Below are 26,625 nucleotides of genomic sequence, written 5' to 3' on the forward strand. Positions count from 1 at the left end.
GTCAGGGGCAGTTTCTCCGTACTGCGTTGTAGCGGTGGGCTGAGGCGTTCTGCTGGGCAAGCCGGCGGAGGGCCAGAAGTACTGGTCCACCGAGGGCGGTGAGCAGCACGGTGGTCTCCACCGTGTGCTGGCGATCGCCCGAGGGTAGGTGGGCCACCTCTGCCTCGGCCGTTTGCTGGGCTGTGGTCGCGTACGTCTCCAGCAGGTCGTCATCCAGGTGATACCCGACCTTCTCCAGCGCGTCGAGGGCGCTGGCGAGGAGAGCGCGGTCGCGGGATTCCTCGTCGACCTGCCAATCGTACTCCTTGAGGAGCTTGTCGACCCGGGCGAGCGAGTCCGGAGTGGCTTCGATGATGTCGGGAAGCAGAGCGCTATGGGCCGCGCCTAGCACTTCGTGCATTTCGCGCGACTCCTCGTCGACCGCAGCGAGTACGCCGCGAATCCGGGCTAGCGACAGACCACCCGCCTCCGCCAACGCGCGAATCAGCCGCAGTCGGCGGACGTGCGCATCGTCGTACCGGGATCTGGTGGCGCCGACCGACTCGCCGGGCGGCAGCAGGCCCTCGCGCAGGTAGTACTTGATCGTCGCCACGGGGACGTCCGTCCGCCGGGACAACTCAGCGATCCACATCCGGCCTCCTCTTGACTTTTGGAGAGTATCACTTTCCAATATTAGAGAGCGTAAGTATCCAAAGGGGGAGGATGAGATGTCGGTGATCGAGGGACGGCAGACGGCCGCGTACGAGGGCGACCTGGTGGTCTTCCTGATCGGGATGCGGGTCAACTCGTGGCGCGCCTGGCGGCAGTGGCTCCCGGTCGCCAGGGCCATGGGGCCGATGCTGACGGAGTTGAGCGCCGATCCGGACAGCGGGCTGCTCGGCTTCCGGAATTTCATCGGGCTGCGGAGCGTCACGATGATCCAGTACTGGGAGTCGATCGAGAAGTTGGAGGCGTTCGCGAACGACGCGCAGCGGACCCATCGGCCGGCCTGGACCGAGTTCTACAAGCAGTCTTACAAGGGCAACACGGTCGGCATCTGGCACGAGACGTACGTCGTTCCGGCCGGACACACCGAGACGATCTACGGCAACATGCCACTGCTCGGTCTCGGCAAGATCTCTGGCGTCGTCCCGGTGAACTCTCGGGGTCGCACTGCCGCCGAACGGCTCAGCATCAAGCACTAGAGCCCTGTGTGGTTACAGTGCTGGCGTGCAGTTCTTGCGGGATCTTGGGCGGTTGCTGAGGCGAGGTGACTTTCGGCGACTGTTTGCCGTGCGGTTGACCTCGCAGTTCGGCGACGGGGTGTTCCAGGTCGCGCTCGCGTCGTACGTGCTGTTCTCGCCGGAGCGGGCGCCGGATGCGGCCGCGATCGCGGGGTTGTTCGCCGTCGCACTGCTGCCGTACTCCGTCCTCGGCCCGTTCACCGGGGTGCTGCTGGACCGCTGGTCGCGCCGGCAGATCCTCTTCGGGGCGAACCTGACCCGGGCGGCGCTGGTCCTGGTGGTCGGCGCGATCGTTGCTGTCGGCAACGCAGGTGTGCCGTTCTACCTGGCGGTGCTGCTGACCCTCGGGGTGAACCGCTTCCTGCTGTCCGGCCTGTCCGCGGGTCTGCCGCACGTGGTCGACACCGACGAACTCGTGATGGCGAACGCGGTGACGCCGACGTCGGGCACCGCGTCGTTCCTGATCGGTGGTGGCGTCGGCGCCGGCGTGAAACTGATCACCGACTCAGACCTGGCAGTCCTCGGTACGACGTCCGTCGTCTACCTGGCGGCGGCTCTGCTGGCCCTCCGGCTGGGCCGGTACCAACTCGGGCCCGACCTGACCGGCCAGCGGCCCGGAGTGGGCGAGGCGATCCGGGGTATCGCGGCCGGCTTGATCGACGGCGCTCGTCACCTGAAGGAGCGGCGGCAGCCGGCTCTCGGGCTGGCCGCGATCGGCTCGCTCCGGTTCTTCTTCGGACTCGTGACGGTCGCGATGATCCTGCTGTACCGCAACCGCTTCTACGGCCCGGACCAACTCGACAAGGCCTTCGGCGCACTCGCGCTGGCCACCGGTGCCGTCGGAGCCGGCCTGTTCCTCGCCGCCCTCGTGACTCCCGCGGCGACCCGGGCGCTGACCTTGCGACGGTGGATCACCGTGCTCTTCGTCGCGGCCGGCGTGGTGACAGCGGTCCCGGGCGGTCTCTACACCCAGCCGGCGATCCTGGTGGCGGGATTCCTCACCGGCTTCTGCGCGCAGGGCGTGAAGATCAGCGTCGACACCCTCGTCCAGACGGGTATCGAGGACGTCTACCGCGGCCGGGTCTTCTCTCTCTACGACATGATCTTCAACGTCGGGCAGGTGTCCGCCGCCGCGCTTGGCGCGGTGATCCTGCCCGACGACGGGAAGTCCTACTCGGTCCTCATCTTCGTGGTACTCGGCTTCCTGCTGACCGCCCTCGCTTATTCACGCCTGTCCGCTAAAGACCCGCTGCCGGCCACGTCATAATCAGGTCCCACGCAAGGCGGTGATCGGCTGGATGGCCGAGGCCTTCCAAGCGGGGTAGGTGCCGGCGATCAGGCCGATCACCGCACCCAGGAGTGGCGCTCCGAGCGACAGCCGGCTGTCCAGGATGGGCGTCCAGTCCCGGAACCACGAGACGCCGACCGTCAGCAGCACCCCGACCGCCGTCCCCAGTAGTCCACCAAGGAACCCGACGATCACGCTCTCCACCAGGAACTGCGCTGCCACGTGTCGACGCGCGGCTCCCAGAGCGCGGCGCAGGCCGATCTCCGAGACACGTTCCAGCACGGACAGCAGGGTCACGTTGGCGATGCCCAGCCCGCCGACCAGCAGCGCGACCGCCCCGAGCAGCAGGAACAACGCGTTCAGGTCGGACTCCACCCCCTTGCGGACGCCACCCTGCTTCGGCGGCGCGTCCACCTTCAACGCGCTCGGGTTGTTCGGGTCGATCGCGACCGGCGCCTGCCCGGCGATCAGCTGCGCCGCGCCGACCGCAGTACGGATCTCGACCGCGTCCGGCGCCTCCAGGTCGTAGGCCAGTTTGGCCGCGCCATTCGGCATGATCACCGCGTCGAGCAGTTCGGCCCGGCCGCTGACCGAGTCGAGGATGCCGATCACGGTGTACGCCTGGTCGCCGAGGAAGATCGCCGGCTGCGAGTCGACCCGGTTGATGCCGAGCCGTTCCGCCGCATTCTTGCCCAGGACGACGACCCGGTCGCCGCGGTTGTCGTGCCCGGCGTCGAAGAACCGGCCGGTCTTCAGGATGCCGCGGACCGCGTCGAACAGCCCGGGAGAGCCTGCCATCACCTGCAGCGCGTGCCCTTCCCTCTGGCCGTCCAGCCCGGCGACGCTGCGGACCAGGTCGTCGACGACCTCGAGCTGGCTCACTGTGCCGGCCGCGTCCACGCCGTTCAGCCGGGCGACCCGCTCCGGCGCGTCCCAGGGCAACTGCGTCGCGGCCTCGCCTTCCTGCCCACCTTTGTCATCCGGCTGTACTACGACCCGGGTGGCGGCCGCGAGGTCGAACCGCTGGGTGATCTGTCCGGCCGCGGTCTGCCCGAGCCCGACCGTACCCACCAGCGCGGCGATACCGAGAACGGTGCCGAGCGTGGTGAGGATCAACCGCGTCGGCCGAGCGGCGACCCCCGCCAACGCTTCGTCGAGCAAATCCCGTATTGCGGGCGAGCGCGTCAACCGCTTCCGCCGTGATCCAGCGCCCCGCCGTACCACGCCTGCGAGCGCGAGGCGGGTACGACGGAGCAATCTGGTGGAGCGGGAAGTGGACGGCCCGCCGGCGGGATCCGGGGGGCCTGCTGGTGGGGTCACCACTGGAGGGTCCCGTCGACGATGCGGACCTGGCGCTGGGCGCGGCGGCTGACGTTGTCGTCGTGGGTGATGACGGCGAGCGTCATGCCCTCGTGGTGCAACTCGTCGAACACTTCGAGGATCGCCTCCGCGTTGGCGCTGTCGAGGTTGCCGGTGGGTTCGTCCGCAAGCAGCAGACTCGGCTCGGCCACCAGCGCCCGGGCGATAGCCACCCGCTGCCGCTCACCACCCGAGAGCGTCGTCGGTGCGAAGTCCATCCGATGCGCCAGCCCGACCCGCTCCAGTGCCACCCGGGCACGGGCGATCCGCTCGCGCCGCGGCACGCCGACGTACACCATCGAGAGCGCCACGTTCTCCAGCACCGTGCGGTGATCGAGCAGGTGGAACGACTGGAAGACGAACCCGATCCGCTCGCCCCGCAGTACGGCGCGACGGCGTTCGCGGAGGCTGAGGGTGTCGACGCCGTCGAGCCGGTAGACGCCGCCCGTCGGATTGTCGAGCAGCCCGAGCAGATGCAGCAGGGTCGACTTGCCGGAGCCGGACGGGCCGACGATCGAGAGGTACTCCCCCTGCCCGATGGTCAGGTCGACCTCCCGGATCGCCTGCACCTCGGGCGGTCCGGGGAAGAACCGCCGGACGCCGATCATCTCCACCACCGGCGCCGGCAACGCGACTGCCGTGGCGCTCATCGGCCGACCACCACTTGGTCGCCCTCGCCCAGTCTGACGTCGCCCGAGGCGGTGACCTGGGCATAGCCGTCCGCGGAGAGCCCGACCGTGACCGGGATCAGCTCGACCTTGCCGTCCCGCAGTACTTCGACGCGGGAGCTGCCGTCGGAGCCCGCCGACAAGGCGGCGAGCGGCACGGCGAGGACCTTGCCGTTGGTGCTCTTCACCGGGATGGTGACCCGGACATTCGCCTCGCGGAGGCGTTCCAACTGGGTCGCGGTGAGGGTCTTCGGCGCGACCACTACGTCGAACTGGTCCGCGTTCCGGGTGATCCGGCGGACCGTGGCGGCGATGAGGCTGCCGTCGCCTAGATCGAAGCTGGCCGGCATGCCGACCTTCAGCCGTTCCTTGGTCGCCGCGTCCACCTTGACGGTGACCACGAGCGAGGCACCGCTGACCGACATCACCACGCCGTTCACGGTGCCGCCGCGCTCGACCTTCACGTCGTCCACCCGGCGCGGCAGCGTCTTCACGAAGACGATCTCCGACACGGGCAGCGGCGTACCGGCCTTGAACTCGGCTTCGGCGAGCGCGTCCTGGGCATCGTCCAGGTTCTCCTCCGCGTCGTCGACCGCCCCCTGCTGGACCGAGGTGTCGCCCTTGCCCGGGCCTGCCTTGGCCTGCTTGAGCGCGGCCTGCGCTTGGCGGAGCGCGTTCTTCATCGCGTCGACGTTCTTGTCCGCGCCCTCTACCTCCTGCGTGAGTCGCTCGTCCGGCTCAGGCGCCTCGTACCCGGCTGACTCGTAGAGCTCGTCGACCGCCCGCGCAGTACTGCTGTCGTACTTCGTGTCGACCGTGCCCGGGTCGAACCCCAGCTTGTCCAGGGTCTGCTCGAGCTGGAGCACGTCCGGTCCCTTGGAGCCCGGGGTGAGCGTGCGGTACATCGGCAGCACACCGGGCAGCCCGATCACCGGACGCCCCGCGATCTCCAGCAGCGCCTTGCCCGCTTGGATGGTGGAGCCGACCTTCGGCACCTTGCCCGTCACCACGGCCGGGGTCTCCAGACCGCTCGTCTCGACCCGGACGTTCACCGCTCCGTCGAACGAGGTGTCGCCGCGTGCGACGACCTTGCTGGACAGCGCCTTCTTCACCACCGGCACGGTGATCTGGGAGGCCTTCGGTGGCGCGGTCTTGGCGGCCGCATCCTCCGGTGACATCAGCCGGCTACCGGCGGCGACGCCCACGCCGAGCGAGAACGTCGCCACCGCGGAGACCCCGACCAGTACGCGCCGGCGCGACTTGGGCGAAGCGGTCACCGTTCCGCCATTCCGTCGCGGTACGCCTCGAGCTCAGCCTTGTGCGAGGCGACGAACTCCGTCTCCTGCTCGTACTGCGCCTTCTTGTACGGCTCGTCGTACAACTTGGCCTTGCAGCCCTGGTCCGCCTTGGCCAGCTCGATCTCGAACTTGCGCAGGTCTGCCAGCTTCTGCGCGTCGACCTTGTCGAACGACGGCGGGCCGACCGCGGTTACCTTGCCCTTCTTGGGCGTCGTCCCGCCGGTGGGCGCGCCGTTGTCGTTGCCGGTCAGAGCGTCGAGCTTCTGGCTGACCTTCTCGCGCGGCTCGTCGGTCTTCTTGAACCCGGCGTGCCCGGAGTCGGCCAGACAGTCGGCCCAGGCCGCGGTGGCGTCGACCACGCGCTGGTCGGACTCGATCCGCTTCCGCAGCGCGTCGAGATCCTTGAACAGCGACTCGTACTTGCTGAAGTCGGCCAGCTTGTCGCGCTTGCCGTAGACCTCCTCGACCGCCTTGCCCCGGCAACCCATGTCAGTTGGACCGCTGCTGTTGCTCTTGCCGTCCGTCGGCACCGAGATCACGTTGCCGTCGCCGGTCGCGTTCGGTCCGTTCAGCGCCTTGTCGTAGGCCTTCTTGGCGGTCGCGGACAGCGCGTTGCGGATCTTGGTGTTGGGGTTGGTGTCGTCCTCGCCGCCCGGCTTGGACCAGTCGATCGTGCTGATGCCGTAGCCGTACTGCTCGGCGAACTTGTCCGGCGGCAGGTTGAACGCGTCGTCGAACTTGGACTTGGGGTTCGACTCCGGTGGCACCGCGACGTACTCGAATCCCGCCGCCTTCATACAAGCGGCGGTGCCGTCCTCCACCTTGCGCTGCTTGGCCAGTTCCTCCTCCGACGAGCCCTGCCCGCCGCCGGCCCGGACGGCGATCCGCATCCCGCCGCCTGAGTTGCTCATGAACCCGTCACCCATGTACTCCGCGAGCGGGCTCTTGTCGCCCTGGTCCTCGCTGCCCGAGGCACCCGGGTCATTGGTGCCACCGCAGCCGGCCAGCGCCAGCACGGCGACCAGAGCTAGTGCTTTCCGTGTGGTTTTCATGGGTGGGAGCCTGGCGGCGGGGCCGTGAAGAAGCTGTGAAGGACCGATCAGCACCCGATGCTCTCAGCCGATCTTCATCGAAATCTCATGAAGATCAGTCATGGTCGTTGCATGCCAGCCCGGATCCTCGTCGCCGAAGACGACCGGAAGCAGGCGGAGCTGATCCGGCGCTATCTCGAGCGCGAGGGCCATCTGACCGTCGTGGTGCACGACGGCCGGGCCGCCATCGACGAGGCCCGCCGGCGCAGCCCCGACCTGCTGGTGCTCGACGTGATGATGCCGAAGGTCGACGGCCTCGACGTCTGCCGCGTCCTGCGAGCCGACAGCGCGGGTGGTGGGGATGTCCCGATCATCATGCTGACTGCCCGGTCCACGGAGGACGACCTGCTGCTCGGGCTCGACCTGGGCGCGGACGACTACCTGACCAAGCCGTACAACCCGCGGGAACTCGTCGCCCGCGTCCGGACCGTACTGCGCCGTACCCGGAGCCGCTCCGAGGGCGAGGTGTACCGGGTGGGCGGACTGGAGATCGACCCGGTCCGGCACGAAGTACGGCTGGACGGCGCGATGGTGGACGTCACCCCGGCGGAGTTCAAGATCCTCGCCTGCCTGGCCGCGTCCCCCGGGCGAGCGTTCTCCCGGCAGCAACTGCTCGAGCACGCATTCGGGTTCGACCACTACGTGTTCGACCGGACGATCGACGTGCACGTGATGAACCTGCGCAAGAAGATCGAGCCGGAGCCCGCCAGCCCGGCGTACCTGAAAACCGTGTACGGGGTGGGCTACAAGCTCGCCGACAAGGTGGTGATCTCGGATGCGTCGTAGCGTCTTGCTCCGGTTCCTCGGGCTGTCCCTCGCGGTCGCCCTCGGCGCCGTCATCGCGACCGCGGTGATCGCCACCTACAGCACCTCGGAGAAGCTCCAGGGCGAGATCGCCGAGAACGCCTCGCAGCTGCAGACCGACGGCGAGATCTACAGCCGGCTGAACGATTACGCCGGTGAGCATCCGACCTGGTCCGGGGTGGACGACGTGGTCAAGCAGCTCGCCGACGAGACCGGCCGGCGGATCGCGGTGACTGAGCCCGACGGCACGGTGCTCGCCGACTCCGCCCGGATGCTCGGCGCCGGTCCCGAGCTCCCCTCGATGCCGGCCGCAACGATCGACGTGCGGAACGAGGGCAACGCGCTCTTCACCAAGGCGTCCACGGCGATCGCCACCCGGATGCCGCCTGGCAAGGCCGAGGCCAGGGTGATGATGAGCGCGCCGTACCTGATGTCCCCGAGCTGGGGGCTGACCGATCAGGAGCGCCGTGAGCGGGACCGGCTGGCGGACCAGGCCGTCGCCTGCTACCAGTCCAAGGGCACCACCGCGTCGGTCTCCAAGGGAGGCGGCGAAGGTCCGCAAGTGATAGTCGAATCCGGCGGGAGCGTCGACGGCATGGCCGTCACGCAGGTGATGAAGGTCGGCACCGCGCCGGTGGACGACGAGTGCATGCCGACCGAGCTGAACGCCCCAAGCGCCAAGGCGTTGATGATCAACCAGGACGAGGTACGGCGTGCCGTCTCCTGCCTGAAGGCCGCCGGAGAGCCCTTCTCCCTCAGCTCCTTCAAGCTCCCGGGACTGCAAACAGTGGTGCCGGCGAACACCGACCAGCCGTTCTCCCAGACCATGCTCGAGTGCACATCGAAGGCACGCTCGGACGCGCTCACGCCGTACGTCGCTCCGGAGGCGCGGCTCTACCTCGGGGCCAAGAACGCGTTCAACGTCTTCTCCGGCGAAGGACTCCTCCGTACTGCGGCCACCGCGCTCGGCGTGCTCGTCATCGCGGCGCTGGTGATGGTGTTCGCGGGGCGCCGCCTGGTCCGGCCGATCCTGGCGCTGACGGGTGCCGCCCAGCGGATGACGAACGGGGACCACGCCACTCGGGTTCCGGTGACCGGCAAGGACGAAGTGGCTCGGCTCGGGCACGCGTTCAACGCGATGGCGGAGTCGATCCAGCATCACGACCACCAGCGCAAGGCAATGGTCAGCGATGTCGCCCATGAACTGAGGACACCGCTCGCCAATATCAAGGGCTACCTGGTCGCGTCCGAGGACGGCGTGGTCGCCCTCGACCAAGCACTGGTGAGCTCGCTGCTGGAAGAGGCCGGGCTGCTCGAACGCCTGGTCGTGGATCTGCAGGATCTGGCCCTTGCCGATGCCGGGAAACTCCGGGTGCATCCCGAACTGCGGGATCTGTCCGAGCTGGCGCAACAGGTGGTCTCGGCTCATCGCCCGGCCGCCGAAGCAGCCGCGGTCACCTTGATCGCCGAGGTGAACGGGCCGGCGCCTGCCGTGGTCGACAACGCCCGCGTCCGTCAGGCGCTGGGGAATCTGGTGTCCAACGCCATCCGGTTCACCCCGTCGGGCGGAAAGGTGGTGGTCGGCGTACGACGGGAAGGCGACGGCTACAACCTGACGGTCGTGGACAACGGGACCGGGATCGCCGCGGAGCATCTCCCGCACCTGTTCGACCGGTTCTACCGCGCCGAGCACTCTCGCAGCCGGACAACGGGTGGCAGCGGGCTGGGCCTTGCCATCACCAAGCACCTTGTCGAGGCGCACCAGGGATCCATCACTGTCACCAGCAAGCTCTCCCACGGCTCCACCTTCACCATCCACCTGCCGAGCCGCCCGTTCCCGCCCGGTAAGGCTTGACCTGGGCGCGGACCGGCGGCACTAGACTGCGGCAATGGCCGGTCGGGCACGGAAGGCGCGCGTCGCGGACGTGCACGAGGTGGCGCTGGGGATGCCCCACGTCACGATCGAGCAGGGCGGTTCTGGGAACCCCGTCTACCAGGTCGGCGGCAAGTCCTTCGTCTTCTTCCGTACACCTCGACCGGACGCTTTCGACCCCGACACCGGCGAGCGGTACGACGACGTCATCGTGATCTGGGTGCCCTCCGCGGACGACAAGCTCGCCCTCGTGTCGGACGAGTCGAACCCGTTCTTCACCACGCCGCACTTCAACGGCCACCCGTCCGTCCTGGTCCGAGCCAGCCACCTCGGCGAACTCACCCGGCAAGAACTGGCCGAAGTGATCCAGGACGCCTGGCTCGCCCGCGCCTCCAAGCGCCGCGCCACCACGTGGCTGGAAGAACACCGCCTCACCTGACCGGCGCGCATGCGCCGACGCGTTTCGACGTACAGCGGATGAACGATGCCAAGGGCAAGGAAGGTGTTGTTCACCCTTTGGCGAGGCGGGCCAGCATGCTGATCAATGACCGTCGTTCTGCAGCGGTCAGTTCGCCGAGCAGGTCGTCTTCCATCGTGCGGATGTCAGCCTGTACGGCGGTGTGCCGCGCCTGACCCGCGGCGGTCAACCGGACCTGGCGGTTCCGGCGATCGGCCGGGTCGGGCTCGCGGACGATCAAGCCGTCGCGCTCGAGCACGTCGAGCAGCGCGATCAGCCGGGACTTGTCGTACCCGATCGCAGTGGCGAGCGTGAGCTGGTTGACCCCGGGTTGCCGAGCCAACTGCGACAGCACGCTGTAGCCCCACATCGAGAGTCCGTGATCGTCCAGCAACGGGCCCTCGGCAGTGATGAGCCGCCGGGTGATCCGCCCGAACAGCGATCCCAGCTCTTCGCGTTCCATGCCTCGGATGATAGGACTCGAGTAATGATATGCAGGCGCTTATCATCAGCGCATGCCTACTAATACTCTGTTGACTGCCCGAACCCGGTCCATCTCGATCGCCGCGTCGCCGCGAGCCGTCTTCGAGCTGGTGACCGATCCCGCCGCCCTGCCGCGATGGGCTCCGGGTGTCGCCCGTGCCGTCCGCGTGGAGGGTGACGACTGGATCCTCGAGAACGACCAGGGCGAAACCCGTATCACTGTGCGGGCCTCGCGTGACCATGGCACCGTCGACCTGCTGGCCGCCGAGAACCAGGGCGTGTTCACCCGCGTGCTGCCGAACGGCGCGGGCAGTGAGTACCAGTTCACGCTGATGTTCCCCCCGGAAGTCCCCGACGACGCGGTCGCGGAGCAGCTGACCATCGTCGAGGCGGAGTTGGAGGCCGTCCGCGCGCTCTGCGAGGAACAGCCCTGAGACGTCAGGGAGCGAGAGCCCTGGCCGTGTCCAAGAGATCTGTACCAATGGGAAGCGCGGCGATGATCGGGGTGTCGAGACCGTTCTCCACATACCGGTTGATCTGCGCGCGGCAGTCCGCGGCGGTGCCATGAACGATGAGGTCGTCGATGACCGAGACCGGGACAGCCGCCATCGCCGCGTTGCGATCGCCGGCCGCCCAGGCGTCGCGCATCTCCTTCATCGCCTCGCCGCGCCCGAGCCAGTCGTGGAAGGCCGCGTAGCCGGGGACGGTCAGGTAGGTGGCGATCAGGAAGCGGCCGATATTGCGGGCCATCTCCGCGTCCTCGGTGACGCAGACGAAGATCCGCGCCGCGAGTTCCTTGTCGTCACCGAGCTCGGCGCGGACCTGCCGCACGTCGTCGGCGGACAACCAGTTGGTGATCGCGCCGTCCGCCTCGCGCGCGGCCAGCCGCAACATCTGGGGCCGGAGCGCCGCGAGCATGATCGAGGGCGGGATCTCCGGTGCCTTCTCCAGCCGGAACCGGTTGATCGTGAAGCTGTCGAACTCGCCGTCCACCTTCTCCCCGGCGAACGCCTGCCGCAGGAAGCGCAGTACGTCGCGGGTGCGGGCGAGCGGCGGGTCGTAGGCGATCCCGTTCCAGCCGGTCACGATCGTCTCCGACGACGCCCCGATCCCCAGCACGAACCGCCCCGGCGCCAACTCGGCCAACGCCGCCGCGCTCATCGCCAGCGCAGCTGGTCCGCGAGTGTGAACCGGTACTACGGCCGTCCCCAAGCGCAACTGATCGTCCCACTCGGACGCCAGCACCAACGGAGTGAAGGCATCGGCGCCGGCCACCTCGGCCGACCACAGATCCGTGTACCCCAGCGAAGCCAGCTCGGACACCAGCGGACGGTGGTCCCGCAGCGGTACCCCGGTCAGTGGAACGGTCAGACCCCAGCGCATCAGATCATCCTCTTCAGCAACGGCAACGGCGCGTACTTCAGGAACCTTGCCATCGGCACCCACGGCCATGGCGGCACGTAGGCCTTCGCCTTCTCCGCCTCGATCGCCTTCACGATCGCACGAACGCCCTTGACGGTGTCCACCATGAATGGCGTGCTGGTCACCTTCTCGTTCAGCTCCGACCGGATGTAGCCCGGGTAGATCGTGCTGACCTTGATCGGCTTGCCCAGCAGTTCCAGTTGCAGACCCTCCGCCAACGTCGCCACGGCGGCCTTGGTGGCGGCGTACGTGGTCACCGTCTTCGGCAGACCTCGCAGTGCGGCGACCGACGAAATGATCACCAGATGCCCGGCGTTCTTGGCCCGGAACACCTCCATCGCCGCCTCGGTCTGCGCCAGCGCGGCGACGAAGTTCGTCATCGCGGTCTCGCGGTTCGCGTCGAACCGGCCGGTGCCGAGCGGCGCACCCTTGCCGATGCCGGCGTTCACGATGATCCGGTCGAGCCCGCCCTCCAGCTCCGCCTCCGCAGCCCGGAACACCTCGAACACCTGCTCGTGATCGGTCACGTCCAGCCGGTGCAGGATCACGCTGATCCCGGGATACTTGCCGATCAGCTCTTCCTGCAGGGCCTTCAGCCGGTCCTCCCGGCGCGCGGTCAGCACCAGGTTGTGGCCGAGAGCCCCGAACTGGCGGGCCATCTCGGCACCGAGTCCCGAGCTCGCCCCGGTGATCAGGATGTTGCGTCGCATCAGACCGCCTATCGGTAGGAGAGCATGTCGGTGCCGTCGAGGTGCGCGTGCTCGTTGAAGCTGATCAGAGTCAGTCCGCTGCGCCCCGACACGATCTTGGTGATCGCGGTGTTGACGGTGACCGGGTTCAACCGCAGCCACAGGTCGTCGGTGCCGGTGAGCATCCGGCTCACCGCCGCGACGATCGGACCACCCGAGGTGAACACGACTGCGGTCTCCCCCTTGCCCAGCCGGTCCGCAGTACGTCGTACCGCGTCCTCCGAGCGGCGGCAGAACGTCTGGAAGGACTCGGTATAGCCGTCGCCGTCGCTGCGGGTCCAGCGCTCGGTCGCGGCGCCGAACATCTCCTGGAACGCGCGCGCCGGGTGACCGGTCCGGGCCATATCGGCGAGCAGCACGGCGCGGCGCTCGTACGCCGGCTTGTGCGCGACGATCACCTGGTCGTGGTCGAACTCGTTGAACCCCTCGTCAACGACAACCGAGTTGGTCAGGCCCGCGGTCTGCAGGGCGAGCTCCGCGGTCCGCGCGTGCCGGCGCATCGCCCCGGAGACGACGAACTCGGGCTTCACCCCGCGCGCCGCGAGTACCTCGCCCAGCCGGACGGACTGCTGCTCACCCTGCGGCGAGAGCCTGTCGTAGTCGCTGCGCCCGAACGACGCCTGCGCGTGCCGGATCAGGTAGATGGTCGGCACTCAGCGGCCCATGATCCGGCGGCAGCGCCGCTCCAGCAGGTTGACCGGGAGCCAAAGGTTCTTGAACCGGGGGTTCCGGGTCTGCTTGTGGTGGTAGCGGTAGTAGATCTGCTGGGCGATCACCGCGAGCCGGAACAACCCGAACACCTCGTAGAACGCCCAGTTCGCCGGCTCGAGTCCGGACTTCTCGCAGTAGTAGCGGACGATCTCGTCCCGGCTGACCATCCCCGGTACGTCGGACGGCTGCAGGCGGAACCGCCGGAACGCCCAGTCGTCATCCGCCTGAACCCAGTACGCGAGCGCGCTACCCAGATCCATCAGGGGATCCCCGAGCGTCGCCAACTCCCAGTCGAGTACGCCGACCACCCGCAGCGGGTCGTCCGGCGCGAGCACCACGTTGTCGAGCCGGAAGTCGTTGTGGATCACGCAGATCCGTACGTCGGCCGGGCGGTTCGCCTCGAGCCAGGCCATCACCCGCTCGTAGCTCGGCACGTTCCACGTCTTCGCCTTGCGGTACCGCCCGGACCAGCCTGCGACCTGGCGTTCGACGTACCCCTCGCCCCGGCCGAGATCCGCCAGCCCGGCGGCGGCCGGATCCACCCGGTGCAGATCCACCAGGGTGTCGATCAGGGTGTAGCAGAGCTGCCGGGTCTGCTCCGGCGTCAGGTCCACGCCGAGCTCGGAGCGCCGCGGGATGGTGCCGGCGATGCGCTCCATCACGTAGAACTCGGACCCGACCACCGCCTCGTCGTTGCAGTGAGCAACCATCATCGGCACGTACGGGAACACCGGCGCGAGCCCCTGCTGGATCCGGAACTCCCGGCCCATGTCGTGCGCGCCCTTCGCCTTCGTCCCCACCGGCGGCCGGCGCAGGATCAGGTCATGGCCGGGGTAGCGCAGCAGGTAGGTCAGGTTGGAGGCGCCGCCGGAGAACTGCCGGACCTCCGGCGTTCCCTCGGGTAGCGTCGTCTGTCCCCGCAGCCAGGTGTCGACCGCCGCGACGTCGAAGGAATCCTCGTCCCGGACCTCCCGGGCGCCTGGCACCGCACTCTGCTCTACCGCCATCACCGCTCTCCGGTTGACGGCACCTGGGTCTCAGCGCGCTCCCTGGCCCGGGCGGCGATCTTGCGCATCTGGCGGTCGTACAGCGGGCGGGCGAAGCGCTTGGTTCGCCAGGCGAGCAAAGCCGGCCGGTCGGGGATGATCAGGAACTGCTTCTTCTTGATCCCGGCGACCACGCCCGCGGCGATGTCGTCCGCAGTACGGGGAGACTTCTCGATCAGCCGCCGCGCGGTCGCGCCCATCTCGGTGTCGTCACCCCGGATCGAGTCCCCCAGGTTGGTCCGGAAGAACGACGGGCAGACGACGGACACGGTCACGCCGTACGGGTGGAGCTCGTGCGAGAGCGTCTCGGACAGCGCGACCACGCCCGCCTTGACCGTGTTGTACGAGCTCATCATCGGCGGGTGCACCAGACCGGCCGCGGAGGCGGTGTTGACGATGTGGCCGGAGCGCTGCCTCTTGAACAGCGGCGTGAACGCCCGGCAACCGCGAACCACGCCCATCAGGTTGATGTCGACGACCCGGTCCCACTCGTCCAGCGACTCGACGTCGATCCGGCCGCCGGTGGCGATGCCGGCGTTGTTCACCAGGATGTCGAGCCCACCCCAGTTCTCCTCACACCACGCCACGGCCGCTTCCCAGTCACTCGCATCCCGCACGTTCAACTGCCGGTACTGCGCTCCGTCGGCCGCGGGTGACTCCGCGGCCAGGTCGGTGCTGAGCACTTGGTGGCCATCAGCAACGAAGCGGGCGACCAGGGCGGCGCCCAGTCCGCTGGCTCCGCCGGTGACGAGAACCCTGCTCACTTCGACTCCTTCGGCTGATACTTCGCCAGCTCGATCCTGGCGACCACTCCACGATGCACCTCGTCCGGCCCGTCGGCCAGCCGCAGCGCCCGGGCACTCGTCCATGCCGCGGCCAGCGGGTAGTCGTCCGACAGCCCGCCACCGCCGTGCAACTGGATCGCCATGTCGATCACGTCCTGCGCCATCCGCGGTACCGCCACCTTGATCTGGCTGACCTCGCTCAGCGCGCCCGCGAGGCCCTGGGTGTCGAGCAGATAGGCGGTCTGCAGCACCAGCAGGCGGGCCTGGTTGATCGCGATCCGGGCGTCGGCGATCCGCTCGCGGTTGCCGCCGAGGTTGACCAGGGGCTTGCCGAACGCGGTCCTGCTGGTGCCGCGCTGTAGAGCCAGTTCGAGCGACTTCTCCGCCAGGCCGATCAGCCGCATGCAGTGGTGCACCCGGCCCGGTCCGAGCCGGCCCTGCGCGATCTCGAAGGCGCGACCCGGCCCGACCAGGATGTTCGCGACGGACACCCGGACGTCCGTGAAGGACACCTCGCCGTGGCCGTGCGGTTCGTCGTACCTGCTCATCGCGGGGAGGAGGCGCTCGACCTTCACGCCGCGGGTGTCACGCGGTACGAGGACCATGGTGTGGCGGGCGTACCGGTGGGCATCGGGATCGGTGAGGCCCATGAAGATCAGCAGTTCGCAGTCGGGGTGACCGATGCCGGTGCTCCACCACTTGCGGCCGTTGATGACCACCTCGTCGCCCTCCACGATCGCGGTGGCGGCCATGTTGGTGGCGTCCGACGAGGCGACATCGGGCTCGGTCATGCAGAACGCCGAGCGGATCGCGCCGTCGAGGAGCGGCTCGAGCCACTGCTTCTTCTGCTCGGCCGAGCCGTAGCGGAGCAGGACCTCCATGTTGCCGGTGTCGGGGGCGTTGCAGTTGAACACGTACGGCGCGAGGAAGGAACGGCCGGTGAGCTCGGCGATCGGGGCGTAGTCGAGGTTGCTCAGGCCCTCGCCGTAGCTCTCGTTGCCGGGCTCGGCCGGCGGGAGGAAGAGGTTCCAGAGGCCCTGCTTGCGAGCCTTCACCTGCAGTTCCTTGAAGGCGGGCTGCGGCTGCCAGGGGTCGGCCGCGGCGCGAGTGGCCGCGTGCAGTTCGGCCTCGACCGGTTCGATCTCGGTCCGGATGAACTCCTCGACCTTGCCGATCAACTCCTGCGCCCTGGCGGACGGCTCGAAACCCATCAGCTGCTCCTCACCTCGACTCCTGTTGACGGTAGCGCAGTTACTGAGCAATGCTCAACAGCGTGAAGGCCCGAGACGCACCGCCAGCTGCCGCGGAGGCGACCGACGGCAGGCGGAGACGACTGAGCGCGGAGGATCGCCGCAAGCAACTGGTCGGCATCGGGCTGCAGATGCTCCGCACCCAGCCGATCCACGACCTGTCGATCGACGCCGTCGCGGCCGAGGCAGGCATCTCCCGCGGCCTGCTCTTCCACTACTTCCCGACCAAGCGCGACTTCTACATCGCCGTGGTCAGCGCGGCGGGCCGCCGCCTGCTCCGCGTCACCAAGCCCGACCCGTCCCTGCCCGCCGACGAGCAACTCCGCCAGATGCTGGTCTCGTTCGTCGCCTTCGTCACCCGCCGCCGCGACTCCTACATCTCGTTCGTCCGTGGAGCCGCCGGCGGCGATGTCTACGTCGTCGAGATCTACGCCGAGACCCGCGCAGCCCTGACCACTCGCGTGCTGGGCCTGCTGGACTCGCAGACCGCTGCTGAGCCTGCCTCGCCGATCCGGATGACCGTGCACGCCTGGCTCGCCTACGTCGAAGACCTCACCATCGAATGGTCCGGCCTTTCCCTCGCCGACCGCCCGTCGACCGATGAACAACTCGTCGATCAGGCGATCGCCGCCCTGCACGCCCTTCGCGCCCTCGACCCACCAGAATCGGCCGGCTGAAGCAGGACACCTTGCGCAACGGCGAGGTCGACCTGACCGCTCCGGTCTGGCCGCGGGTCAGCGAGGCGGTGGGGCGGTGGAGTCGCGGATGACCAGTTCGGTGGCCAGTTCGATGTGCAGGGCTTCGAGTTCGTGGCGGTCCAGCAGGCGGATCAGCAGGCTGACAGCCATCCGGCCCATCTCCTGGAGGGGTTGGCGGACCGTGGTGAGGGTCGGGAAGGTCGCGCGGCTGAGGTCGATGTCGTCGAAGCCGGCGACGGACAGATCCGTGGGAACGCTGAGCCCTCGCTCGGCCGCCGCTTGGAGGGCACCGACGGCGGCCTTGTCGTTGAAGGCGACCAGCGCGGTCGGACGCTGGGGAAGGTCGAGCAACTGCCCCGCGGCGCGACGGCCATGCTCGGTCGTCGGCTCGACCGGCCGGACCAGGTCCGGGTCCGGGAGGATGCCGACGTCGGCCAACGCGGCGGCGTGACCACTCAGGCGCGCGTCGCTGGCCAGCCACTCCCGCGGCCCGCCGATCACGCCGATGCGGGTGTGGCCGAGGCCGACCAGATGTGAGGTCACCTGGCGCGCTCCGGCGAAGTGGGCGGCCGAGACGGACGCGATGTCGCGCGGCACCGCCGTACGGGGGTCGACCACGACGAAGGGGAAGCGCTTGGAGCGGAGGCGGACCAAGTCGTCGGCCGACTCCGGCGGGAGGATCAGGATCGCCCCCGCCAGGCCGTTGTCGGCCGGGAGTCTGGGCAGGACCTGCGCTCCGGCTGCGCCTTGCCCAGCGTTGAGGACTAGTTGGCGGCCGTGGCGGTCGAGGGTCTCGGCGATCGAGGAGACGATCAGGCCGAAGTAGTCGGTGAGGACGTAGGGGCAGCGGACGAACACCGCGCCGCCGACGGGCTTCGGCGAACCGCCCCGAGGACTGGGCGCCCGAACACCGAGGCGCTCGACTGCCTGTTCCACCAGCGCACGGGTCTGGGGAGCGACGTTGCCCTGCTGGTTGAGCACCCGGGAGACGGTCGCGATGGACACCCCGGTCTCGGCCGCGATGTCCCGCACCGTGGCGCGCCCGCCAAGCTTTGTTACATCGCTTTGTTTCACACCCAGCACTGTAGAGCATCGGCGGCTCTCAGTCTTCGGAGTCTTGACACCCAGAGCAGGCCGTCGTTTGCTGAAGGCCGAGTGTTGCGTGTTTGTTTCATTTGTTTCAACGGGGTTGACCTGAGGAGTGCGATGAGGAGACATGCGATCGGGGCGGCCGTGGCAGGGTCCGCCCTACTGGTGAGCGGCATGCTGAGCGGTGCCGGCGCCCAGGCGGTGGAGCTGTCCGGCCAGACTCAGCAGGACGGCCAGGCCGGCAAGGGGACAGCGACCGCCCGCGTCTGGGTGACCACTCCGGACCGCGCCGAACTGCTGCACGAGCGAGCGCCGGTCGCCTTCCGGAAGGGCCAGAGCGCGGAGACGACGATCACGGTCGACCCGGACACGAAGTACCAGACGATGGACGGCTTCGGTGCCTCCATCACGGACTCGTCGGCGGACATCCTCTACCGGCTCACTCCCGCTGAGCGCGACAAGACGATGCGCTCGCTGTTCGACCGGGACAAGGGCATCGGGGTGAGCTTCCTCCGCCAGGTGGTCGGTTCGTCGGACTTCACCGCCTCGCCGCAGCACTACACGTACGACGATGTGCCCGCCGGCCAGACGGACTTCCCGCTGCGGCACTTCAGCATCGCGCACGACCAGACGCAGATCCTGCCGCTGCTGCGCCGGGCGAAGCAGCTCAACCCGTCCCTCAAGGTGATGGCGACTCCCTGGAGTCCGCCCGCCTGGATGAAGACCGGCGACTCGCTGGTGGGTGGTCGGCTTAAGGACGACCCGGCCGTCTACAACGCCTACGCGCGCTACCTGGTGAAGTTCGTGAAGGCATACGAGGCGGCCGGCGTACCGGTGGACTTCCTCTCGGTCCAGAACGAGCCGCAGAACCGCAAGCCGAGCGCCTACCCCGGCACGGATATGCCGGTGCGGCAGGAAGCCGCCGTGATCGAGGCGCTCGGGCCGATGCTGCGCGCGGCCAGCCCGCGGACGAAGATCCTCGGCTACGACCACAACTGGACGACCCACCCCGGCGACATCGATTCCACCCCGCCCGGCGAGGATCCGGAGACGGACTACCCGTACCAGTTGCTCGACAGCCCGGCCGGCAAGTGGATCGCCGGTACGGCGTACCACTGCTACTCGGGTGATCCCAGCGCGCAGACCGCCCTGCACCAGACCTTCCCGGACAAGGGCATCTGGTTCACCGAGTGCTCCGGCTCGCACGGGCCGAACGACACCCCGGAGCAGATCTTCCGCGGCACCCTCACCTGGCACGCCCGCACCCTGATGCTCGGTACGACGCGCAACTGGGCCAAGTCCGTCGTGAACTGGAACATCGCGCTCGACTCCAAGGGCGGCCCGCACAACGGCGGCTGCGACACCTGCACCGGGCTGGTGACGCTGCAGCCCGACGGCACCGTGACCACCGACGCGGAGTACTACACGATCGGGCACCTCTCGAAGTTCGTCCGGTCCGGCGCCGAGCGGATCGCGAGTACGTCGTACGGGACGACCGGGTGGAACGGGCAGCTGATGAGCTCCGCGTTCCGCAACCCGGACGGCTCCACCGCGCTGCTCGTGCACAACGAGAACGACGACCCCCGGACCTTCGCGGTGGCGGTCGGCGACCAGAACTTCGAGTACACGCTGCCCGGTGGTTCGATCGCGACGTTCACCTGGCCGCGGTCGCACGTGCTGGATCCCGAGCTCTCTCCGGTGTCCTTGGTGGGCGCGACGGCGAGCGCAGTACCGGCTGCTGACGCGGCGTTCGCCTTCGACGCGGACGGGTCGACCGTGTGGCAGTCCAAGGCTGCCCAGGCGGCCGGGCAGTACGTGCAGGTCGACCTCGGTACGGCGAAGCAGTTCCGCCGCATCGCGATCGACAGCGGCGGCAACATCGGCGACTACGCCCGCGGTTGGCAGGTGTCGACCAGCTTCGACGGCACCTCCTGGCATCCACTGGCTAGCGGCGCGAGTTCCGGCCAGCTCACCAACGTCGATGTCCGCCCGACGCGAGCCCGCTTCATCCGCATCACCTCGACCGGCACCAGCGACCACTGGTGGAGCCTGGCCGACGTCCGTCTCTACAAGTAGTCCCACTCCTGAAGCCCTCCCACGCAGTCCGCGTGGGAGGGCGTCAGTTTGATCAGCCCCGGGAAGTCAGCCGGAGGTAGTAGCCGTCGGGATCGTGCAAGCGGAAGTCGCGCAGCCCCCACGGCTGCTCCCGCAGACCTCCCTCGAGCGGCCAGCCGGTTTCGTGCACCCGGGCGAACTCCGCGTCGATGTCGTCCACCTCGAGCACGATCTCGGTGCCGGCGGGCACCGATCGAACCGCCGGATCGACCACCTGCCGGGCGGTACCGATCCCGATCCGCGCTGTCCCCCGGCCCATCCACAGGTAGTGGACAACTCCGTCGGCACGTTGGCGCGAGAGCTCCTCGAATCCCAGCACTTGCCGGTAGAACTCGCCCGAGGCCTCGGGGTCGGTCGCGAACACTTCCACGCGCAGACTCATATCCATACCGACAGCCTCGGACCTCAAGCTTCCTCGAAGTCAAGGACGCGCTCGATCCAGGATGCGACCTGTGCTGCCACTTGGTTGCTTCCGGCAATCACCTGGAGACCGATCGGCAGGCCTGTGGTCGGCAGCGGGAGGCTGAGGGCGGGGAACCCGGTGAGGTTGGCGAGGCGGGTGTTGCGCATCAGCCTCGCTCTGACGGCTACCGCGCCGTCGGCGTCTGCCACTGCGTCGATCCGTGGTGCCACCACCGGGACAGTCGGAAGGATGAGGGCGTCCACCTCGCTGAAGCGGTTGGCGACGGTCCTGGTGAGCTCTGTGGCTTCCGCACGCGCCTGCACATAACGCCAAGCCGGTACTTCGGCCGCCTCCCGCAGGCGCTGCTTTACGTCGGGTTGGTAGGCGGCGGTGGATCGACCGGCGTGATTGGCGACCGCCTCCGGCCCTTGGAGGTCCACCGCCGTCCGGTTGGTCGCCGACCAGTCGGGCAGTTCCACCTCCTGCATGACCGCCCCGGCGGCCCGGAGCCGGGTGATCGCTGCCGACCACGCCTTACCTACTTCTTCAGAGTGGTCCTGGTGCTCGGGATTCGAGACCAGCCCGAGCCGCGGCGCCTCGATGGCCGCACCCGATTCCGTGCTGGACAGCGAGTTCACCGCGTAGACCGCATCGACGACCGAGGTGGTGAGTACGCCGACATGGTCCAGGCTCTGCGCCAGCGGGAACACTCCGTCGATCGGCAGAGTCCCTCGGCCGGGCTTGTAACCGACCACACCGCACAGGGCCGCGGGGATCCTCACCGAGCCCGCCGTATCCGTGCCGATCGCCAGTGGAACCACCCCGGCCGCAACTGCCGCTCCCGCACCCGCGCTGGAGCCGCCGGTCATCCGCGAGTGGTCGTGCGGGTTGCGGCAGGGCCCGACGCGGTTGGACGTGCCAGTACAGCCGTAGGCGAACTCGTGGCTGTAGCTGAGCCCGAGGATGATCGCGCCGGCGGCTCGCAACCTGGTGACGATCTCGGCGTCCTTCGTGGCGATCTCGTTCATCGACGCCGACCCACACCGGAACGGGAGTCCCTCGACCTCGACGATCTCCTTCACCAGCACAGGCACGCCGGCCAACGCGCCCCGCCTGACCTGTCGCGCGGCCTCTCGGGCTCCATCGGGATCGAGGTGCACGACGGCGTTCAGCGCCGCCGTCTCCTCCGCTCGCCGCAGCGCCTGCTCGACCAACTCGACCGGATCCAGCTCACCCGTTCGGACCGCCGCGGCGATCCTCTCCAGAGACGTCATCGCCCCATCAGATCACCTCGACCGTGGAACTGCCCCGCGCAGTACGGACCTACCAACCAGTGACACAGCGTGGACCTCACTGCCTCCGATCTGAGCAGAGAGGAAAGCGAAACAGTGGTGTCACGGCTCGTTGCTACCGTCCGGAGCCATGATCGACGGGGTGGAAATCAAGCCGGCCGCTCGGACCGACGCGGACGTGCTCGCATTGACAACGGCCCAGCAGGCTGAGCTGGCCGCGCTGTACGGCGAGGACCAGCCGCTCGTCGACCTGCATCCGGACATCGAGTTCGTCGTCCTGCGGGTGGACGGCGCCGCGGTCGGCTGCGTCGGCCTGCAACCGATCAGCCCCGGCCTCGGCGAGATCAAGCGCATGTACGTCGAACCGTCGTCGCGCGGCTGGGGGCTGTCCCGCCTGCTGCTGGCGGAGGTTGAGTCGCTGGCACTGGTCCAGGGCTTGACCACCTTGCGGCTGGAGACCGGGACCCGGCAGCACGAGGCGATCGGCCTCTACACGCGCCACGGCTACCTCCCGACGCCGCCGTACCCGCCGTTCGAGAACGAGACGGTGTCGCGCTGCTTCGCCAAGCAGTTGGGTTAGTCATGCAGTCGGGATAGTCAGGCAGTCGGTTGGGTCGGCAGGTCGAGGACGAGGTCGGAGCCGTCCGGGTGGAAGCCGACCTTGCTCAGGTAGGACGCGGACTCCTGCATCCGGCGCGGCGCCATCACCTGCCGGAACCCGTGGTGGGTGAACACGTCGCTGCGCCGGAAGACGAACTCCCCCGGCGTGAAGTCGCGGTACTGCGGCAGCACGTAGTCGAGGTCGATCTGGGCCCGGCCGTCGCCCGCGTCGTGCGCGAGCACCACCCCGACGGTCCGCTCGCCCCGCTGCACCAGGAACGCGTACGAGCTGTTCTCAGGCGTGAATCCGGGGTTGAACCGGCTGATGTCCTTCTGGTGCGACGCCAGCACGTGCCCGAGGTAGGCGTCGTCGTGGTTGACCTCGAAGACGGTGTACTCCGCTTCGTCGTGCCGGTGCCGCAGGAGCCGCCACAGGTGCACGACGTTGATGACGGCCAGAACCGCGTTCATGCCGACCATCGGCCAGACCTGGATGGCGAGGTTGAAGAAGACCAGAACCACGCAGCCGATCAGGTTCAGCACCCGCAGCCGCAAGATCCGCGCCTGCAGCAGCGACGCCACGACCAGCGCCGATCCACCCCACCCGATGATGCTCAAGACGTCCACGTGGCGAGACTAGACCAGAGGGCAGGGTGGACTGGTTCGGTCAGACTCGGGGTGTGACCGACTTCCTGCAGTTGAACGACACACCTGTCGAGTCCGTGGAGCCAGGGTTGCTCAGAGCAACCAGCTACGGCCACTTCACGTCCATGCAGGTCCGCGGTGGCCGGGTCCGCGGCCTCGACCTGCACCTGGAACGGCTCGATCGCAGCTCACTCGAACTCTTCGGCGAGGGCATCCCGGCCGACCGGGTGCTCTCCTACTTGCGACTGGCTCTGGATCGGGCGGACTCGGCCGACCTGTCGATCCGGGTCAACGCCTTCACCCGCGAACGCGCCAAGCTCGACGCCGGAATCCCCATATCACCCGAGCTGCTGATCACCGTGACCGACCCGCTCGAGCCCACCCCGGATCCGCCCCGGCTGCTCGCCGTCGAGCACGAACGCGTCGTACCGCATGTCAAGCACACGGGCACCTTCCCGCTCGTGTACTTCGGTCGCCAGGCGCACCTGGCCGGGCACGACGACGCTCTGTTCTACGACCGCGCGGGGAACGTGTCGGAGGCATCGATCTGGAACATCTGCTTCGCGACGGAGGGCAGGATCGTCTGGCCGGCCGCCGAGGTCCTGCCCGGCATCACCATGCTCACGCTCCGAGCGGGCCTGGTTGCTACCGGCGTCCGCAGCGAGACCGTCCCCGTCCCACTGACGGAGCTGGCTTCGTACGACGCGGCCTACCTCACGAACTCCATCGACCCCGCACTCCCCGTCGCCTCCATCACGACGCCCGCAGACACCACGGAGTACACAGCCGACTCAGCGTCGGCAGGTCTCATCACGGCAGCGTTCGAGGCTGTTCCCCCACAGGAGATCTAGCGGCCAAGCACCGCTAGCCGTCACCGCCTCCGCCACCATCGCCCCCACCACCGTCGAACCCACCACCGTCGAACCCACCGCCGCCGAAGTCGATCGGGCCGCCGGTGCTGTTCCAGTCGCCCCACCCCATCCCGCCGCTCATGCTGTCGAACGACGCGATGGCGATATAGGAGGCCCCGGCCCCGCTCGCGAAGTACCCAGTGCCGTACGGCGCGACCGCGGCGCCCGCCTCCCAGTAGGGAACCCGGCGGGAGTGGTACTGGACGTAGCGCACCTCTGGCTGCTGACCTGCCTGCAGGCGGGCGGCGTCCTGCGCGCAGGCCGGCACTCTGCGAGTGCCATGGGCAGGCTGGTTCCAGAGCACGTCCGTGGTGGACGGGCCGTGCTGCGGATTGAAGAAGCACGGCACCCGCCGCTCCGGCACCGGCTCGCCGGCCACCCGGGCCTGCACACAGGTGATCGCGTACCGGCCCGTCGCCAGTGTGTCCGTGACCGTGCTGATCGCCTCGGCGGACTTGATCCCACCGACCGACCGTTGCGCTGACTCGTAGGCGTCCAGGGCCCGCTGATAGTCCAGCCGGGTGTCGGCGTCCAACTCCCGGCCCTGCACCGACTCACCGAGTCGGCTCAGCTCCTCACCGAGCAACGTCACGTCCTCGTCGGCGAGGTTCCTGATCCCCTCGAGTTCCTCGGCGTCACCGCGCTTGGCTGCTCGGCGGTCCCACCAGTACCGCCCACCCAACGCGATGCTGCCCCCACCCAGTACCGCTAGAAGCCACAACATCTACCGACGGTACCGCCGCCTCCGGCCGCTGTGGAGCGCCCAGGAACGATCGGTCCCGGCTCGTTGCGGAACCGGCGACAGACCGCAACAACTCGTCGCCCTCGGTCGAACGACCCGTTGCCGTCAGTCAGCGTGAAGGGTGCCGGCAGACCTCACCGCTCAGGAGCGGGCGTTCCACCAGCTGAGGAGTGCTTCCCGCGCGCGGTCCTCGCCGAGCGGACCCTCGTCCATCCGGAGCTCCATCAGGAACTTGTACGCCTCGCCGACCTCGCGGCCCGGCCCGATGCCGAGGATCTCCATGATCTGGTTGCCGTCCAGGTCCGGGCGGATGGAGTCGAGCTCCTCCTGCTCCTGCAACCGGGTGATGCGCTCCTCCAGATCGTCGTACGCCGACCGGAGGGCCTCCGCCTTGCGCTTGTTCCTGGTGGTGCAGTCGGCCCGGGTGAGCACGTGCAGCCGGCTGAGCAGATCACCGGCGTCCCGGACGTACCGGCGTACGGCGGAGTCGGTCCACTCACCGGTGCCATAGCCGTGGAAGCGCAGGTGCAGCTCGACGAGCTTGCCGACCTGGTCGATCTGCTCGTTGCTGAACCGCAGCGCCTTCATCCGCTTCTTCGCCAGCTTCGCGCCGACCACGTCGTGGTGGTGGAACGTGACCTTGCCGGCGCCCTCGAACTTCCGCGTCCTCGGCTTGCCGATGTCGTGAATCAGCGCGGCGAACCGGGTCACGAAGTCGGGCAGCTCGACACCGAGGCGCGGCTCCAGGTCGATCGCCTGCTCGAGCACGGTGAGCGAGTGCTCGTACACGTCCTTGTGCCGGTGGTGCTCGTCCAACTCCAGCCGCAGCGCGGGCAGCTCGGGCAGTACGTGGTCCGCGAGGCCGGTGGACACCAGCAGGTCGAGGCCCTTGCGGGGGTGCGGCGAGTTCACCAGCTTGATCAGCTCGTCGCGGACCCGCTCCGCGGACACGATGGTGATCCGCTCGGCCATCGCCGTCATCGCCGCCACCACGGCCGGATCCGGGGTGAAGTCGAGCTGGGCCGCGAACCGGGCCGCCCGCATCATCCGCAGCGGGTCGTCGGAGAACGAGTCCTCGGGCGATCCCGGCGTCCGGATCACCTTGTTCGCGACGTCCTCCATCCCGCCGTACGGGTCGACGAACCGATGGGACGGCAGCAGCACCGCCATCGCGTTCATCGCGAAGTCGCGACGGGACAGGTCGCCCTCCAGGCTGTCGCCGTAGGAGACCTCCGGTTTGCGCGAGGTGGGATCGTAGGACTCTGACCGGTAGGTGGTGATCTCCAGGACCCACTCGCCCTTCCGACAACCGATGGTGCCGAAAGCCTTGCCGATATCCCAGACGTGGTCCGCCCAGCCGGCCAGCAACCGCTCGACCATCTCCGGGCGGGCCGAGGTGGCGAAGTCCAGGTCTTTGCTCCCCCGGCCTAGCAGAATGTCCCGGACAGGACCCCCGACCAGGGCGATCTCATGACCGGCGGTGGCGAAGCGGGCGCCGAGCTCGTCGACCACCGGCGCGATCTGCAGCAGCGACTGGACGGCTTGCCGCTGTACCGCGGACAACGATCCGGAGGAGGCAGAACGGTCGGGAGTAGGAGACACGGGGAACTAGGTTACGGTGAC

Annotated in this window: 28 protein-coding genes; 10 read left to right on the forward strand and 18 right to left on the reverse strand. The window is 68.5% G+C overall.

Translation table 11 applies throughout. The features are described from left to right. Window position 1 precedes the first annotated feature (1 nt). Window positions 2-631, reverse strand: coding sequence for a MerR family transcriptional regulator (locus ACFPJ1_RS05910; protein WP_380101842.1), 630 nt, complete (start codon window positions 629-631; stop codon window positions 2-4). A 76-nt stretch (window positions 632-707) separates the two neighbouring features. On the opposite strand from ACFPJ1_RS05910, the gene ACFPJ1_RS05915 reads away from it, so the two are divergent. Beyond that, window positions 708-1,184, forward strand: coding sequence for a DUF4188 domain-containing protein (locus ACFPJ1_RS05915; protein ID WP_380101843.1), 477 nt, complete (start codon window positions 708-710; stop codon window positions 1,182-1,184). Window positions 1,185-1,209: 25 nt separating this feature from the next. After that, complete coding sequence (locus ACFPJ1_RS05920; protein ID WP_380101844.1) at window positions 1,210-2,490, forward strand: MFS transporter; 1,281 nt, start codon at window positions 1,210-1,212, stop codon at window positions 2,488-2,490. Here ACFPJ1_RS05920 and ACFPJ1_RS05925 read toward each other — a convergent pair whose 3' ends face one another. The 4 genes from ACFPJ1_RS05925 to ACFPJ1_RS05940 all read right to left on the reverse strand — a co-directional run bounded on the left by ACFPJ1_RS05925 (window position 2,491) and on the right by ACFPJ1_RS05940 (window position 6,888). After that, window positions 2,491-3,672 carry an ABC transporter permease gene (locus tag ACFPJ1_RS05925; protein WP_380101845.1) on the reverse strand — a complete coding sequence of 394 codons (1,182 nt, stop codon included), beginning with the start codon at window positions 3,670-3,672 and terminating at the stop codon, window positions 2,491-2,493. 155 nt (window positions 3,673-3,827) lie between these two features. Next, complete coding sequence (locus ACFPJ1_RS05930; protein ID WP_132293235.1) at window positions 3,828-4,520, reverse strand: ABC transporter ATP-binding protein; 693 nt, start codon at window positions 4,518-4,520, stop codon at window positions 3,828-3,830. Next, a complete protein-coding gene (locus tag ACFPJ1_RS05935; protein ID WP_380101846.1) occupies window positions 4,517-5,815 on the reverse strand; it encodes a peptidoglycan-binding protein in 1,299 nt (432 codons plus the stop codon). The genes ACFPJ1_RS05930 and ACFPJ1_RS05935 overlap by 4 nt, the downstream gene beginning before the upstream one ends. After that, window positions 5,812-6,888, reverse strand: a complete 1,077-nt coding sequence (locus tag ACFPJ1_RS05940; RefSeq protein ID WP_380101847.1) for a hypothetical protein — start codon at window positions 6,886-6,888, stop codon at window positions 5,812-5,814. The genes ACFPJ1_RS05935 and ACFPJ1_RS05940 overlap by 4 nt, the downstream gene beginning before the upstream one ends. Before the next feature lie 111 nt (window positions 6,889-6,999). Here ACFPJ1_RS05940 and ACFPJ1_RS05945 point away from each other — a divergent pair, with 111 nt between their 5' ends. The 3 genes from ACFPJ1_RS05945 to ACFPJ1_RS05955 are packed head-to-tail and all read left to right on the forward strand — an operon-like array spanning window position 7,000 to window position 10,043. After that, a complete protein-coding gene (locus ACFPJ1_RS05945) occupies window positions 7,000-7,713 on the forward strand; it encodes a response regulator transcription factor (protein ID WP_380101848.1) in 714 nt (237 codons plus the stop codon). After that, window positions 7,703-9,586 (forward strand): sensor histidine kinase, encoded by a 1,884-nt coding sequence (locus tag ACFPJ1_RS05950; RefSeq protein WP_380101849.1) that lies wholly within the window; start codon window positions 7,703-7,705, stop codon window positions 9,584-9,586. The genes ACFPJ1_RS05945 and ACFPJ1_RS05950 overlap by 11 nt, the downstream gene beginning before the upstream one ends. A 34-nt stretch (window positions 9,587-9,620) precedes the next feature. Continuing rightward, window positions 9,621-10,043: an MmcQ/YjbR family DNA-binding protein gene (locus tag ACFPJ1_RS05955; protein ID WP_380101850.1), complete on the forward strand. Its 423-nt coding sequence runs from the start codon at window positions 9,621-9,623 to the stop codon at window positions 10,041-10,043. Window positions 10,044-10,113: 70 nt separating this feature from the next. Here the strand turns inward: ACFPJ1_RS05955 and ACFPJ1_RS05960 are convergent, their stop codons facing one another. Beyond that, window positions 10,114-10,524 carry a MarR family winged helix-turn-helix transcriptional regulator gene (locus ACFPJ1_RS05960; protein WP_380101851.1) on the reverse strand — a complete coding sequence of 137 codons (411 nt, stop codon included), beginning with the start codon at window positions 10,522-10,524 and terminating at the stop codon, window positions 10,114-10,116. A 52-nt stretch (window positions 10,525-10,576) separates the two neighbouring features. Between ACFPJ1_RS05960 and ACFPJ1_RS05965 the strand changes: the two genes are divergently transcribed. Next, the gene (locus tag ACFPJ1_RS05965) at window positions 10,577-10,978 is read left to right on the forward strand and encodes an SRPBCC family protein (protein WP_380101852.1); all 402 of its coding nucleotides are present in this window, start codon (window positions 10,577-10,579) and stop codon (window positions 10,976-10,978) included. A 4-nt stretch (window positions 10,979-10,982) separates the two neighbouring features. Here the strand turns inward: ACFPJ1_RS05965 and ACFPJ1_RS05970 are convergent, their stop codons facing one another. From ACFPJ1_RS05970 to ACFPJ1_RS05995, 6 genes are read right to left on the reverse strand one after another with little or no spacing between them, the layout of a single operon-like run. Beyond that, window positions 10,983-11,927 (reverse strand): LLM class F420-dependent oxidoreductase, encoded by a 945-nt coding sequence (locus tag ACFPJ1_RS05970; protein ID WP_380101853.1) that lies wholly within the window; start codon window positions 11,925-11,927, stop codon window positions 10,983-10,985. Beyond that, the gene (locus ACFPJ1_RS05975) at window positions 11,927-12,676 is read right to left on the reverse strand and encodes an SDR family oxidoreductase (protein ID WP_380101854.1); all 750 of its coding nucleotides are present in this window, start codon (window positions 12,674-12,676) and stop codon (window positions 11,927-11,929) included. The genes ACFPJ1_RS05970 and ACFPJ1_RS05975 overlap by 1 nt, the downstream gene beginning before the upstream one ends. Before the next feature lie 8 nt (window positions 12,677-12,684). Next, window positions 12,685-13,368 (reverse strand): histidine phosphatase family protein, encoded by a 684-nt coding sequence (locus tag ACFPJ1_RS05980; RefSeq protein ID WP_380101855.1) that lies wholly within the window; start codon window positions 13,366-13,368, stop codon window positions 12,685-12,687. Next, a complete protein-coding gene (locus ACFPJ1_RS05985; protein ID WP_380101856.1) occupies window positions 13,369-14,433 on the reverse strand; it encodes a phosphotransferase family protein in 1,065 nt (354 codons plus the stop codon). Beyond that, window positions 14,433-15,236, reverse strand: a complete 804-nt coding sequence (locus tag ACFPJ1_RS05990) for an SDR family oxidoreductase (protein ID WP_380101857.1) — start codon at window positions 15,234-15,236, stop codon at window positions 14,433-14,435. The genes ACFPJ1_RS05985 and ACFPJ1_RS05990 overlap by 1 nt, the downstream gene beginning before the upstream one ends. Beyond that, entirely contained in the window at window positions 15,233-16,468 is a 1,236-nt protein-coding gene (locus tag ACFPJ1_RS05995; RefSeq protein WP_380101858.1) for an acyl-CoA dehydrogenase family protein, read from the reverse strand. Before ACFPJ1_RS05995 ends, ACFPJ1_RS05990 begins: the two co-directional genes overlap by 4 nt. 62 nt (window positions 16,469-16,530) lie before the next feature. On the opposite strand from ACFPJ1_RS05995, the gene ACFPJ1_RS06000 reads away from it, so the two are divergent. After that, window positions 16,531-17,184, forward strand: a complete 654-nt coding sequence (locus tag ACFPJ1_RS06000) for a TetR/AcrR family transcriptional regulator (protein ID WP_380101859.1) — start codon at window positions 16,531-16,533, stop codon at window positions 17,182-17,184. Window positions 17,185-17,241: 57 nt separating this feature from the next. On the opposite strand, the gene ACFPJ1_RS06005 is transcribed toward ACFPJ1_RS06000, so the two are convergent. Continuing rightward, window positions 17,242-18,279 carry a LacI family DNA-binding transcriptional regulator gene (locus ACFPJ1_RS06005; RefSeq protein ID WP_380101860.1) on the reverse strand — a complete coding sequence of 346 codons (1,038 nt, stop codon included), beginning with the start codon at window positions 18,277-18,279 and terminating at the stop codon, window positions 17,242-17,244. A 132-nt stretch (window positions 18,280-18,411) separates the two neighbouring features. Between ACFPJ1_RS06005 and ACFPJ1_RS06010 the strand changes: the two genes are divergently transcribed. Beyond that, window positions 18,412-20,370, forward strand: coding sequence for a discoidin domain-containing protein (locus tag ACFPJ1_RS06010; RefSeq protein WP_380101861.1), 1,959 nt, complete (start codon window positions 18,412-18,414; stop codon window positions 20,368-20,370). Between the two features lie 52 nt (window positions 20,371-20,422). On the opposite strand, the gene ACFPJ1_RS06015 is transcribed toward ACFPJ1_RS06010, so the two are convergent. Together ACFPJ1_RS06015 and ACFPJ1_RS06020 are read right to left on the reverse strand one after the other, a co-directional pair. Next, the gene (locus ACFPJ1_RS06015; protein ID WP_380101863.1) at window positions 20,423-20,797 is read right to left on the reverse strand and encodes a VOC family protein; all 375 of its coding nucleotides are present in this window, start codon (window positions 20,795-20,797) and stop codon (window positions 20,423-20,425) included. A gap of 17 nt (window positions 20,798-20,814) precedes the next feature. Beyond that, on the reverse strand, window positions 20,815-22,086 hold the full coding sequence (locus ACFPJ1_RS06020; protein ID WP_380101864.1) for an amidase: 1,272 nt from the start codon (window positions 22,084-22,086) through the stop codon (window positions 20,815-20,817). A 148-nt stretch (window positions 22,087-22,234) separates the two neighbouring features. On the opposite strand from ACFPJ1_RS06020, the gene ACFPJ1_RS06025 reads away from it, so the two are divergent. Beyond that, window positions 22,235-22,684, forward strand: a complete 450-nt coding sequence (locus ACFPJ1_RS06025) for a GNAT family N-acetyltransferase (RefSeq protein WP_380101865.1) — start codon at window positions 22,235-22,237, stop codon at window positions 22,682-22,684. Between the two features lie 17 nt (window positions 22,685-22,701). Here the strand turns inward: ACFPJ1_RS06025 and ACFPJ1_RS06030 are convergent, their stop codons facing one another. Next, a complete protein-coding gene (locus tag ACFPJ1_RS06030; RefSeq protein WP_380101866.1) occupies window positions 22,702-23,331 on the reverse strand; it encodes a hypothetical protein in 630 nt (209 codons plus the stop codon). 53 nt (window positions 23,332-23,384) lie between these two features. Between ACFPJ1_RS06030 and ACFPJ1_RS06035 the strand changes: the two genes are divergently transcribed. Further along, complete coding sequence (locus tag ACFPJ1_RS06035) at window positions 23,385-24,200, forward strand: aminotransferase class IV (RefSeq protein ID WP_380101867.1); 816 nt, start codon at window positions 23,385-23,387, stop codon at window positions 24,198-24,200. A gap of 13 nt (window positions 24,201-24,213) precedes the next feature. On the opposite strand, the gene ACFPJ1_RS06040 is transcribed toward ACFPJ1_RS06035, so the two are convergent. Together ACFPJ1_RS06040 and ACFPJ1_RS06045 are read right to left on the reverse strand one after the other, a co-directional pair. Further along, window positions 24,214-24,984 (reverse strand): hypothetical protein, encoded by a 771-nt coding sequence (locus tag ACFPJ1_RS06040; protein ID WP_380101868.1) that lies wholly within the window; start codon window positions 24,982-24,984, stop codon window positions 24,214-24,216. A gap of 159 nt (window positions 24,985-25,143) precedes the next feature. Next, on the reverse strand, window positions 25,144-26,604 hold the full coding sequence (locus tag ACFPJ1_RS06045) for a CCA tRNA nucleotidyltransferase (RefSeq protein WP_380101869.1): 1,461 nt from the start codon (window positions 26,602-26,604) through the stop codon (window positions 25,144-25,146). Between the last annotated feature and the right edge of the window lie 21 nt (window positions 26,605-26,625).

Source organism: Kribbella qitaiheensis (genome assembly GCF_042657745.1).
Classification (GTDB): Bacteria; Actinomycetota; Actinomycetes; order Propionibacteriales; family Kribbellaceae; genus Kribbella; species Kribbella qitaiheensis.